The following is a 12,430-nucleotide window of genomic DNA, read 5'->3' as shown; positions in this document are numbered from 1 at the left end:
CCTGATGAAAAAAATAATAACTATAATTCTACTTTTAATAATTCAAATAGTCTCATATTCATTTGAAGATAATTATATATTTAATGCTGAAAGAATAAAAAAAGTATTTTCAGAATGGGAGTTAGTTGATGAAGAAAAGAAAGAAAACTACTATATGCGATTTATTAATAGAGAAGATGATGTTACTATTGATATTTCAAACTATAAAAAAGGAGATAATTCTGAAACAGCAGAAAGAAGATTTCATAAAATAGCACTAAATGGAAATTTTAATTTTATAGGAAATAATCATTTAAGTATTAAATACTTGGGACAAGCTTCAAAAGAATTTATAAAGCATACTGAAACTGAAACTAAGAAAGAAGAAGATTTTTTCTTTGAAAAAGTGAAGTTTTCAATAGTTTATACTGGAACAGAAGAAGAGTATGAAAAAACATTAGAATTAATAAAAGAGGCAATAGATCCTTCAATGAAAGTAAAGGAAAGACCAAAAAAAGTATTTAAAAAACCATTGGAAGTAGATCAAATATTTGATGTGAAAAAAATAAAAAGAGAATTTGATAATACACATAAATTTGTAGAGATAAAAACTGCTAAAAATACTAATGAGACTTCTTCATACATAATGATAACTTTTGATGAAAAAAAAGCAGGTTTTAGAAGACAGATAATAATAGAAGATAATGATAATTTTAGTAAAAAAGTAATAGCAAGAAGAAGGGATTATATTTTAAAGCTTGCTGATGATATAGATGGATATAAATACATTAGGGAAGATAAAAAATCAGAAAAATATTTTGGAGTATCTTCAAAAGAATATCAAAATACATATTTTAAAGATAAAAAAATTTTTGATGTAATAGCAATGGCTAATTCTATAGTAACAGATCAATATGAAATATTAATAACAAACTATATACCAGAAGGACAGAAAGAATTTGCAGATAGACAGTATGAAGAATATTTAAAAATATTAAGTTCGTGTCTAAAGAAATAAAATAATACTGTATAAGAGGTTTTTTCACCTCTTATACAGTGTAATTTGAAATTATAAAAGTTTTTCAAATTAAAATGGAAAGTTTCTATAATTTTAAAAAATGAGAATAATTATAGAGGTGGAAAATGAAACATATAAAAAAGATTATAGAAAATGAACTTAAAAACTTAGTTGAAGATGATAGGATGCTCTTTAGAAAAACCTCTTTAAAGACTTTTGAATTTTTAGTTAATGATTTAGAAGAAAGAATGGAGAATTTTGAAAGTAAAATATTAGATTCAGCTATATCACAAGAAAATAATATAAGCATTATAAATATGATAGTTCCTAAAAATGATTTTTATTTGTATGAAGAAAATTTTTCTCCTATTATACTTTCAGATATGATAGAAAGGTCACTGCTGGAAGTATTAAATAGTGAAGATAAGGTTTATAAAAAAATATTATTAGATTTAGATAAAGAAAATATTGAAGCAATTTTAAATACAACTTTCAGTGGTATTGGAAAACTGAATGATAAAGAATATGCATTTACTTTTAAAATAGAAAGAGATAACAGCTATAATAAAAAGATAAAAGAGATATATGATGTTTTTGGACTAAATGGTTTAAAATGGAGGACATTAAACACACCATATATTTTCAAAGCTTTTAAAATAGTAATAACAGAATTTGAAAAGGAATTATTGGAAGAATTAAAGAAATATGATGGAGCTTTTATAATAAATATTGATAAAAAAAATCTGGAAAAAAACTGGATAGAAGATTATCTCATATTATGGAATATTATACAAATAAATATGCTTGGAAATGGTGAAATAAACCCAACTAAAGATAGAATACACTATGAACATACTTTATTTTTTAATAATAATCATAATGTATATTTATGTCCTGATAAAGAAATCTATATATACTATATTCAAAGAATCTTGAATGGGTTTAGAATAATAACAGATGAAAACAGAGAAATGAAATGGGAGTTTATAAAAATATCTGAAGCAGATGAAAGAATATATGAAAGCAAATTAAAATATCCAGTATTTTCAAATAGAATAAATCCATCTTTTATCAATAAAATAAAAATGGAAAATGATATCAGATTAAGAAACTTAGGGGAAATAAAAAGAATGGTTAACAGCTTTGATGATATAAGCAAAAGAATGGATTTAGTAAAAGTAGAAATAATAGATGGAGAAAAGAAATATACAGTTTCAGATGACTTAAATCCATTTCTTATTGATGAATTTAAATTAAAAGGGAAAAATTCAAATATGTATTTATACTTTAAAATATTAAAAAAAGATTTATACATTAGAGAAGTTCTTGATTTTATAATATCTGAATTGCAATTGTATTTTCCTGAATATAATTGCAGAGGAGTATTGGTATAATGGAGAATCAGTATAATTTTTTATGGTATCCTTTAACAAGTTTTATTGAGAAAAATAATGAAAATATAAATTTTGAAATAGCTGAGATTATTTCACCATATATAGAAGTTAATATGGTCAACATAAATAATATTCAAAGCGAAATAGAAACTACTGATGTAAAAGTTGAAATAAATCCTTTTATAAGATTTAATGATATATTTCAAATAATAACATACCCTGATTTTGAAGATATGGAGATAGAATTGAAAAAATCTCTTGTTAATATATTATTTCATTTATTAGGCGAAATAGATTTATACTTAGGGCAAAATAAAAAAGATATTATAGTAAAAGAAATGCGTAAAGATATAGAAAAAGGATGTTTTGGAAAAGAGAGCACAAAACTTTTTAAATTATTTAAAGAATATGAAAAACATATAGTTGTAGATATTCTCTATGATATGTATTGTCATCTTAATATGATAGAAGCTTTTAAAAAGTCTATAAAAAAAATATTTAAAGATTCCATCATATATGACAATCTTTCTTCAGATACCAATCTTGTAATTTATTTGAATTATATAAAAAGTGAAGAAAATATAAAGAAAGTTGAATTTCTTAAAGAAATCTTTTTACCAATAGGTTTGGAGCTGGATTTATTCTGGGAATATCATTTTGGAGTTATAGGGGTAGAAATAACTATGAAAATAGGAGAAATAGCAGTATTTTAATTTTAGGAGGAATAAAAATGGGGGCAGGGTTTATATTAATAGCTGTAGGTGTATGGATGATGATGAAAAAATCAAGAATGGAAGGTGAAACATATAAAGCAACTATTATTGGAATAACAAAATTTAATAGATATTATATAGTAAAGTTTGAATGTGATGGTGAAATAATAGAGGCAAAAACAATAGAAGGCGGATTAGTAAATTCTAGTGATAAAATAGGAAAAGAAATAGATATAGAATATGATAGAAAACAACCAAAAATTTGTTCTATAAAAGGAGCAAATAGAGGACATTTTTTGATTATTCTGGGGATTCTCTCTATTCTTTTTCAGGCAGTAAAACTATGAAAAAAGTGATAAAATATTTTTTACTGTTATTATTTGTATTGTCATTCATGTCATGTGGTAAGAAAGATATGGAGAAGAATTTGAAATAAAATATATAGGAAGAAGATCAGATGGAGATGATGATATATGGTATCAGGCAGAAATATATCCAAGTAAATATATAGGAACGGTAAAAGAGCATGACAAATACTATAGAAGATCAGGAACAGTAAATGTAAAAAAAGGAATACTGGGAGAAAAGCTAGGCTTTGTAGGAGATACCTATGGAATAGTAAAAATAAATGAATCAGCAGAAGAGTTTTATGGAAAAAAACTTAAAGAATTATTTGGAGAAAATGTATTACAAGTATATGATATATGGTTTAATAGAATATTAGAAGATTATAGCTTTGAAAATATAATAAAGGTAAGTGATGAAGAAAGAACAGCTTTAATAATAAAAGGTGGAATCTACATATTTGGAAGAGTAGAAAATGATGAGGACAGAGAACGGTATAGGAAACAAATTTACGAATTTATTCAGTTTATGAAAGAGACAGGAACTTTTGAATATGTGGCAATAGCTATAAATGTTTTAGATGATAGAGTTTTAAGTAAAGAATTTCAGGAAAATGAAGAATTAAAACAAGAATTGATAATAATGGGGAAAAAATTAGATAAAAATGATCATGATTTATTTAGAATAAAAAGAAGAGAATTAATAAAAAAATTACCTTTAAAATTAGAACAAGGAATAAAAATAGAGGAAATAAATAAAACAAATATAAAGAATTCTGTAAAATGGAGTTACTACAATAATTTATTATCATTACCTTTATATTCAGAAAAATATATAAAATCAAATTATTTAGAAGATACAAGAAAAATAAGTAAATTTGAAAAAATAGAAGATATTCAATTTACCTATGAAGATTATTAGAGAGAGGAGATAAAATGGTTGAAAGTAATCAAAATATAATAACAGATAGAGAATTATTAGCAATATGTAATCTAAGTAATTTAAGAATGGAATTTGCAAATTTAATAAAAGATATTGATGAAAAAACTGGAGAAATTGTGACAAATCATACAATTTATTCACTCTTAGAAAAAGAAATAGAAAGTATAAGATTGGATGAGTTGGGAAAAAATACAGAAAATCCAGATGGAAGTAAAGCACTTCCAAGAGTATTTATGAGAAAAAAAGAGAATGAAGTAAAAGCATATTCAACAGTATACAACAGTATTGAATATTATGAAAAGTATAGACTAGGAAATAATGAAGGAAAATTTTTAGAAGAATGGGAGCTGTTGTATGGTGGAGATGGATATAAAATATCTACTGATTATTTTAAAATATAGAGTAGTTAGATTTTAATATTATAGGAAACTTTTTGATATGAACCTATGAAAAAGTTTCCTATAAAGTTAAGAGTCAAAAGGGAGGAAAGATGAAGAAACTATTTAGAATATTAATTGTTTTATCAATAGCGCTATCATTCATATCATGTGGTAAGGAAGAAAGATATGGAGAAGAATTTGAAATAAAATATATAGGAAGAAGATCAGATGGAGATGATGATATATGGTATCAGGCAGAAATATATCCAAGTAAATATGTGGGAACAGTAAAGGAACATGACAAATACTATAGAGATTCAGGAACAGTAAATGTAAAAAAAGGAATACTAGGAGAAAAATTAGGTTTTGTAGGAGATACCTATGGAATAGTAAAAATAAATGAATCAGCAGAAGAATTTTATGGAAAAAAACTTAAAGAATTATTTGGAGAAAATGTATTACAAGTATATGATATAAGATTTAATAGAGTACTTGAAGACTACAGCTTTGGAAATATAATAAAGGTATGGAAAGAAGAAGGGGTAAGATTAACAATAAAAGGTGGAATTTATATATTTGGAAGAGTAGAAAATGATGAGGATAGGGAACAGTATAGGAAACAAATTTACGAATTTATTCAGTTTATGAAGGAAACAGGAACTTTTGAATATGTGGATTTGGATATAGAAGTAATAGATATAAGAAGATTATATGATAGTTTCAATAATTCAGATAAAATAAAAAAAATGTTAATCAATAACAGGAAAAGTTGGGAAAATAATGAAATATCTGCTAAAGATTCAGATAACAAGAGAAAAGAAATATTAAATACATTAAATGTTTTAACAAAAAATGAAGTTACAAACAATATAAATGAAATAAATAGAAGCACTATAAATGAAAGTCCTTTTAAATGGTCTTACTATACAGTTTTATTATATAGCAAAATATATTCACCAAAATATATATTGAATAATCACTTAGATGAAGAAAAGAAAAAAGAATACAATAAGATAACAGATATTGAATTTGATATGGGAGGTTATTATTGAAAATGAATATAACAGATAAAGAATTGTTAGCAATATGTAACTTGTCAAATTTAAAAATGGAATTTGCAAATATTATAAAAAAGAAAGAAACAATTGATAGAAAAGAAATTGTGACAAATCATACAATTTATTCACTTTTAGATAAAGAGATAAAAAGTATAAAAACTGATGTTGATAATATATCAGATACCAGAGCATTTTATAGAGAAAGAGAAGGTGAAGATAAAAGTAAACCAGTATTAGAAGCAGTATACAACAGTATTGATGAAATATTATGAAAAGTATAGACTAGGAAATAATGAAGGAAAATTTTTAGAAGAATGGGAGCTGTTGTATGGTGGAGATGGATATAAAATATCTACTGATTTTTCTGATTTTATATTTGAAATTGAAGCAAAAATAAAATTAGAAAGAAAAGCAGTTACAGAATTTATAGATCAGGATGGTTATTATGAAAGATATGAATTAGGTAAAATTAATGAAGATGGAATAGAAAAATATAAAGTAGAAAAATTTGATATAAATAATAAAAAATTAGAAATTACAGAACAAGAGGAAGAAGAATTCATAACAAACGAACTAGAAAATATTTATGATTTAAAAGTTTCATATCAACCTAGAGAAGTATATGAAAGAATGCATTTGGTAAATGAGAGAATAGAAATAGGATTAACTGCATTATACTGGATTTCTATTTTTCTTCCACTTGCTCTACAGGGGAATACAGCCTTAAAGAAAAGTCAAATAAGTGAAGCAATGAATGGAATAAAAAATTGTGAACAAAGTCTAGCTCGAAACGGAGTAAATCAAAGCAGTCAAATAGCAGAAAAACTCTCTAAACATTATAAAGAGATAATAAAAGGATTAAAAAATTCTGCAACAGAAGATGTTAAAAAGAAAATGGTTCTATTGAAAAAAGAATATAAAACAATATTGCAAAATGAATTAAAAATGAAATCTTCAAAAGCAAAAGAAGAAAAAATTAACCAATTATTGAAAGCAATGGATAAGAATAATGAAGAAATATTAAAAGGAAGTGCTAGAATAATTGGACAAAGTTTTTTAAAATTTCAAATATCTGATTCTCTTGTTAATTCTGTTAAAGGTACTCTAAAAAATGGAAAATATATAAAAAAAAATGAAAAAACAATAATTATAAATTTAGTGAAAGATTATATAAAATCATCAGTTGATGATGTAGATACTGCTGCAGATGAAATAGTAAAAATAGTAAAAAAAGCTGTATCTGGAAGAATAAATGAGTTATTAGAAAATGCTGTAACTAAAGAAAATATTCTCACATTATTTAATGAAAGGGCAGTGGTAACATTTTATATATTAGATTTATCCCTAAAAGAAATAAAAGAAAATTATAAATATAAAATGAACAGTATAGAAGAAAAAAAGAAATTAGAAGATTTAATAAATAAATTGGAAAATACTCAAAAAGAATTAATAAATTGCCAATTTAAACAAGAACTTAAATTTGATGATTTTGAATTTGGTGTGACTATATTAAAAAATGACAATAAAAAGGCAATAGTTGTATGTTTTAAAAATTCTGATTTTAATTCAAAAATTTCAGAAAGATTAATAACTGGAGATTATCACTCAGACCTTATATTTATGAATATTATAGAAAAATATATACTTGAAAAAATATATTTAACAGATACAAAATTAAGAGATTATGAAGTAATTGTAACAGGGTTTAATATAGGAGCTGAGTTAGCAGGAATGTTTAGATTAAGATATAATCATTCTACAAGAGCTTTTAAAACAAGAAGTTTAGCAATAGAACCAGAATTACTTGCATTTAATGTTTTTGATATAGGACATATTTTTAAAAAGAAATATGTAACACTTGAAAAAGATGTCAGTGACTTTTGTCAAAATTTTTTAAAAGATAATATAATTCCATTTATTTTATCATGGGTTTTTACAGGAGGAAGCTCAATATTAACTGTGGCTGCTTTTTCTGCTCTAACTGCTTCAATATCAATAATTGAAAATATGATCAATAAAGAAAAAATAGATAAATTATATCTTAAAATGTGTAAAGTTGGTTTATTTGACTGTGAGCAAAGAAAACAATGTAATTATACAAAAAATTCTTGTAAATATTTAAAAGAAGAAATTAGATCTCCAGATATAGTTGAAAATGCCGTTGAGATATTACAAGAAAAAATAGAGATTAATTTAAATTACTCTAGATTAAAATTTAATGAAAATACTCTAAAAGAAATTTTTCCAGAAACAAGTCCAATAAAAATTAAAATAAAGAAAATAGACTATATTGTTTTGATGTCAGAATTAAGCTTAGAAAATGGTATAGAAGGCGAAACTGTATATATAGTAAAAGATGGATCAGATATTAAAAATAAAATAATCCAAACTATAAAAACTCCTGAAAAAACAACTAAGGATCAATATAATATAAACTTATTTAAAAGATTCTTTAATAAAGAATTGGATATAGGAATGAAATATGATTTAAAAGAATCTTATTCTTTTAAAATAATAGAAAAAGATGGAGAATATTCATTAGAAAAAGAAGGACATTTTCGTGCAGAAGTATATAAACAAGAATTAGTATTATCAGGTTATGAAACTACAAGAAAGTGGAAAAAAGTTGAAGTTACTCATAATGTTACCAAAAAAGTTCCAATGACTAGTGATATACTAAGCTGGTATTTATTTGAACATATAGAAATGCAGAAAACTTATAAAAAGAATAATAATAATTTATATCAAGCTTTTAATGCAGCTGGAATTAAAATATATTTATTAAAAGATATTGAAGGTGAAGAAGAAAGAAAAAAATATGAGAATGAAAAATTTTATACAATATTAGAAAATAATGAATTTATTTTTTTTCCATTAATAGATTCTGAAAGTGGAAATATTTTATATGAAAATACAGGTAATGGGAAAAAATATATTGTTAAAAGTAATGCTGTTAATGACAATTATATAGGAAGCTTTTTTAGAAGTTACATGGAAGATTATGTAAATTCAAGAGATATTATACCTAAAAAAGATGCTTATAATGATACCTTAAAAGAAACTGATGAGAAAAGTTATTATGAAAAAATAATAAATGGACATTCTTTTTCTTTACAGTCTGGAAAAGAAAAAAAATATATTAATGCAGATTTTTTAAGCTACATATTGGATAAAGAAATAACACTAGAAATTATGGAAGATAATGGAGCAAGGGGATTTTATCTTTTACATAATTTAATAGTAGAAAAATTAGAAGATAATCCTGATATTTTAAATAAGTTTTATATTATTAAAAATGGAGAAATAGAAACAGAAAAAATCATAAAGATAGGACATTTATTAGGAGAAGAGTATAACTCAAAAGCAATAGAATATTTGTATAATTATGACAGTAAGTATAAAACAAAAGGAAAAAATAATTTACCATTTGACAGAATACGAAGAGGAATTTTAACTTTGAATGTAAAAGTTCCCAAAAATGGAAAAGGGGTAGAGGACTTAGCAGCAGATAAAATTATCATGACAACAGGAAGTAAATTAGCATGTACTGAGAGTGGAGATTCTACAACAATATTTAAAGCTACTAAAAATGGTTGGGTAAGAGGAAAAGGAAAAACAATAGGAACTTCCTCAGATAAAATTGTAGGAACTAATATAATCCCATTTGCAAAATGTGCAAAAACTAAAAGTGGAAAATGTGAATGTATGATAGCAGGAGAGTGGTCGAATACAAGTGAAACAAATAAAATTGCAGGAGAAAGATTGTTGACAAATAAAAGTACAATAAAATGTGTAAAAAATGGAACTATATTTGTGAAAAATTCTGAGTGGGATGATTTAATGACAAAGTAAAGGAGATAATATGACAATTGACAATAATTATTCAATAGCAGATTTAAAATTAATATTAAATAATAATGAGATTAGCCCAGAAGGTTATAATATAAATAATTTAGAGATTAATTTTAATGAAAATAAACATACTGAAATTATAATAAAAATTAAAGTGAAAAATGAATTTAAAAATGAATGGATTATTTATTCAAAAGAAACCTTAATAAATAAGCTTAATAATGATACTTTATTTGCTTTTTCCTTAAGTGAAAGAATATATTTTTCAGGAATAATTCAAAATATATCATTATTTGAAGAAGATTCAGGGGATATAAATATTAAATTAAGAGCTTTATCGAAAAGTGAAATAATGGATAGAGAAAAATATTATAGAGTGTATCAAAATCCAAACATAAGATATATAGATATTATTAAAAGTATTTTAAAGAAATATCCAAATATTATAAATATAGTAGGAATAGATAATAGTGATAAAGAAAAAGAAGAAGATAATTTGAATAAAAAACTTTTTTCTAAAATAAGAAATGGAATTATAATTCAGTATTTTGAAACTGACTGGGAATTTTTATTAAGAATAATGTCTCATCTAGGTATGGGAGTATTTAATGGTGATAATGGTGGAATTACTCTAGGATTTTCAAAAAATATTGATATAAAAAAAGAATGGAATAAAAAAAATGGAAATCTTGGAAAAGGAATAGATAAGGAGAATAATGTTTTTTATGAAGCTACTTCAGTAGATTTTTATAACTTAGGGGATATTCTCTGTAAAGAAAATAAAAATATAGGATATATAACAAGAGGGAAATTAGTACTCAGAGATGGTAAGTTCATGGGAGAATATTTTTTGAGACAGGAAGAATATATTTATGAATATATTTCTAATGAAAATATAAAGGGCTGCACAATTGAAGGAAAAGTTGTATATTTGCCTGAGAGTAAAGACAAAAATGCTGTGGCTATAATCAATATAGATTTTTCTAAGGGAATAGAAAAAACTTCTAAAAATAAAATTCAAAATAAAAGAATAGTTAAAAATATAAATGATTGGATTTTATTGGATAAAAATGAAGAAAGATTTTCTTTTCCATATGCTACCCCTTATTCTCAAAGTAATACAGGATATTTCTGTACACCAGAAATTGGAGATATTGTAGCTGTAACTTTTCCAACAACAGAAGAGTTTGAAGGTTATGTGGCCTGGGCAATTAATAATATAGGAAGTATAAGATTTACAAATCCATATGTAAGAAACTATACAACAAAAAAAGAACCTGGAAGTGAAATAAATTCTTTTGAATTTAAAGTCAATAGAGAGAATTATTATATAGAAAGTGCTGAATTATCAAAAGAAGTATTTAAAAATAAAATTATTGAATGTAAAAATGATATAAAAGTATATTCAAAAAATAATATAAGTATTGAAAATCAAAATAAGATTACAATATTGACTGATATTTGTGAAGTAGAAGTAGGAGAAACTTATTCTGAAAGTGTAAAAAATTCTAAAAAAAATGAATATGGAATGCTTAATGAACGTGTTGATAAGGCAATAAATATAAATTCTCAGTCTTATAATGTAACCACAGGGGCTTACAATGTAAAAAAATAAGGGGAGGAAATAGTGAATTTATATTTTAAAAATCAAAATATAGCAAAAGAATATAAAGTAATTATTGAAGAAAAAATAAACAACGAAATAAGAGAAAATAAAGTAAATGTTTCATTTGAATTTATGAAAGATAAAGTGAATTTTTTTATTTTGACAGATTTAGAAGAAAAAAATGGAGAATTAGAAAAAATTTTAGAAAAAACAAATGAAATTTTTAAAGAAATAAGTTATGAACTCGATAAAGCGTGGCAGGTGATAAGAGTTAGAAATTCCAATGAAATAATTAAAAAATGGGATGCTTTAAGAAAAGATACTTTTTTCTATTTAAAAAAAGAAAGTTTAAAAGATTTCGTATTTGAATTGAGCAGAATTATTAATAATAAATCCAAATTAGAAGAAATGTTAAAGAGATTTAATGTGATTCCATATGTATTTTTAGGAATATACAATCAAGAAATAAAAAAATCAAGTCCTTTGAGACTAGAAAAAATTCTTTATAACTTATTTCCTTTAGCTAATATTCCAGTTCAATATGAAATATATGATGATAGCTCTAAAGAAGAGAAACAAATAAAATTTTTAATAAAAGAAAGTTCTAAATTTGATAGGCAAGAGTATATAAAAAAAGTTTTGTCATATATTTCAGAGAATCAGAGAATAGGAAGTTTTGATTTAAATGGTAGTGGAATATATATATTTGATGAAGATGATTTGTTAAAAAAAATGGAAAAAACAATAAATATTGAAATAAAAAATTTACTAACTTACACTTGCAATTATCAAATAGAGGAGATAAAAAAGGATAATGATACGATTTGATATATTTAATAAACCTGCATATTTTATAGCTTTTTCTCCAGTTGATGAAGCAATTGAAGAAGAAACATTAGAAAACATAGAAGAGAAAAAAATATTAGAAAAAGTTTTAGAAAAATATAATGAAAAAAATTTGATTAAACAATATTATATATTAGATGGAATAGCAGCAATAAAAGATTATGAAGTTGAATTAAAAGCTGAAGAAGATATAGGAGAAAAACTTGTAATAGATAAAGAGACTGTAATGAATTTAAATCAGTTTTCAATATTTAAAGGGATAATAGATTTTATATAATAAAAAATAAAAAATGAGGT

The 12,430-nt window shown here is 23.8% G+C and carries 12 protein-coding genes; all 12 read left to right on the top strand.

Annotation, left to right across the window (positions count from 1 at the left end):
• Nucleotides 1-4 precede the first annotated feature (4 nt).
• The 12 genes from E6771_RS10275 to E6771_RS10220 all read left to right on the top strand — a co-directional run bounded on the left by E6771_RS10275 (nt 5) and on the right by E6771_RS10220 (nt 12,410).
• Entirely contained in the window at nt 5-997 is a 993-nt protein-coding gene (locus E6771_RS10275; protein ID WP_316091232.1) for a hypothetical protein, read from the top strand.
• Nucleotides 998-1,122: 125 nt separating this feature from the next.
• On the top strand, nt 1,123-2,391 hold the full coding sequence (locus E6771_RS10270) for a hypothetical protein (protein WP_316091231.1): 1,269 nt from the start codon (nt 1,123-1,125) through the stop codon (nt 2,389-2,391).
• A complete protein-coding gene (locus E6771_RS10265; protein WP_316091230.1) occupies nt 2,391-3,104 on the top strand; it encodes a hypothetical protein in 714 nt (237 codons plus the stop codon). The genes E6771_RS10270 and E6771_RS10265 overlap by 1 nt, the downstream gene beginning before the upstream one ends.
• A 17-nt stretch (nt 3,105-3,121) precedes the next feature.
• The gene (locus E6771_RS10260) at nt 3,122-3,451 is read left to right on the top strand and encodes a hypothetical protein (protein ID WP_316091229.1); all 330 of its coding nucleotides are present in this window, start codon (nt 3,122-3,124) and stop codon (nt 3,449-3,451) included.
• Nucleotides 3,452-3,977: 526 nt separating this feature from the next.
• Entirely contained in the window at nt 3,978-4,370 is a 393-nt protein-coding gene (locus E6771_RS10255; protein WP_316091228.1) for a hypothetical protein, read from the top strand.
• Nucleotides 4,371-4,384: 14 nt separating this feature from the next.
• Nucleotides 4,385-4,792 (top strand): hypothetical protein, encoded by a 408-nt coding sequence (locus tag E6771_RS10250; RefSeq protein ID WP_316091227.1) that lies wholly within the window; start codon nt 4,385-4,387, stop codon nt 4,790-4,792.
• An 89-nt stretch (nt 4,793-4,881) separates the two neighbouring features.
• On the top strand, nt 4,882-5,823 hold the full coding sequence (locus E6771_RS10245; protein WP_316091226.1) for a hypothetical protein: 942 nt from the start codon (nt 4,882-4,884) through the stop codon (nt 5,821-5,823).
• A gap of 2 nt (nt 5,824-5,825) precedes the next feature.
• Nucleotides 5,826-6,101: a hypothetical protein gene (locus E6771_RS10240; RefSeq protein WP_316091225.1), complete on the top strand. Its 276-nt coding sequence runs from the start codon at nt 5,826-5,828 to the stop codon at nt 6,099-6,101.
• Nucleotides 6,088-9,681 (top strand): DUF4280 domain-containing protein, encoded by a 3,594-nt coding sequence (locus E6771_RS10235; RefSeq protein WP_316091224.1) that lies wholly within the window; start codon nt 6,088-6,090, stop codon nt 9,679-9,681. Before E6771_RS10240 ends, E6771_RS10235 begins: the two co-directional genes overlap by 14 nt.
• A 10-nt stretch (nt 9,682-9,691) precedes the next feature.
• Nucleotides 9,692-11,296, top strand: a complete 1,605-nt coding sequence (locus E6771_RS10230; protein ID WP_316091223.1) for a contractile injection system protein, VgrG/Pvc8 family — start codon at nt 9,692-9,694, stop codon at nt 11,294-11,296.
• Nucleotides 11,297-11,308: 12 nt separating this feature from the next.
• Nucleotides 11,309-12,115, top strand: coding sequence for a hypothetical protein (locus tag E6771_RS10225; RefSeq protein WP_316091221.1), 807 nt, complete (start codon nt 11,309-11,311; stop codon nt 12,113-12,115).
• Nucleotides 12,102-12,410, top strand: a complete 309-nt coding sequence (locus E6771_RS10220; RefSeq protein WP_316091220.1) for a hypothetical protein — start codon at nt 12,102-12,104, stop codon at nt 12,408-12,410. The genes E6771_RS10225 and E6771_RS10220 overlap by 14 nt, the downstream gene beginning before the upstream one ends.
• Nucleotides 12,411-12,430: the final 20 nt, after the last annotated feature.

It is taken from the genome of Fusobacterium sp. (genome assembly GCF_032477075.1).
In the GTDB taxonomy this organism is placed as follows: Bacteria; Fusobacteriota; Fusobacteriia; order Fusobacteriales; family Fusobacteriaceae; genus Fusobacterium_A.
The sequence above is the reverse complement of the archived record's forward strand: the minus strand, read 5'-3'. Positions and strand labels throughout refer to the sequence as shown.

Bases quoted from the DNA above. Each gene is read 5' to 3' on its own strand.
- E6771_RS10275 (WP_316091232.1), top strand. From the start codon at position 5: ATGAAAAAAATAATAACTATAATTCTACTTTTAATAATTCAAATAGTC.
- E6771_RS10270 (WP_316091231.1), top strand. From the start codon at position 1,123: ATGAAACATATAAAAAAGATTATAGAAAATGAACTTAAAAACTTAGTT.
- E6771_RS10265 (WP_316091230.1), top strand. From the start codon at position 2,391: ATGGAGAATCAGTATAATTTTTTATGGTATCCTTTAACAAGTTTTATT.
- E6771_RS10260 (WP_316091229.1), top strand. From the start codon at position 3,122: ATGGGGGCAGGGTTTATATTAATAGCTGTAGGTGTATGGATGATGATG.
- E6771_RS10255 (WP_316091228.1), top strand. From the start codon at position 3,978: ATGAAAGAGACAGGAACTTTTGAATATGTGGCAATAGCTATAAATGTT.
- E6771_RS10250 (WP_316091227.1), top strand. From the start codon at position 4,385: ATGGTTGAAAGTAATCAAAATATAATAACAGATAGAGAATTATTAGCA.
- E6771_RS10245 (WP_316091226.1), top strand. From the start codon at position 4,882: ATGAAGAAACTATTTAGAATATTAATTGTTTTATCAATAGCGCTATCA.
- E6771_RS10240 (WP_316091225.1), top strand. From the start codon at position 5,826: ATGAATATAACAGATAAAGAATTGTTAGCAATATGTAACTTGTCAAAT.
- E6771_RS10235 (WP_316091224.1), top strand. From the start codon at position 6,088: ATGAAATATTATGAAAAGTATAGACTAGGAAATAATGAAGGAAAATTT.
- E6771_RS10230 (WP_316091223.1), top strand. From the start codon at position 9,692: ATGACAATTGACAATAATTATTCAATAGCAGATTTAAAATTAATATTA.
- E6771_RS10220 (WP_316091220.1), top strand. From the start codon at position 12,102: ATGATACGATTTGATATATTTAATAAACCTGCATATTTTATAGCTTTT.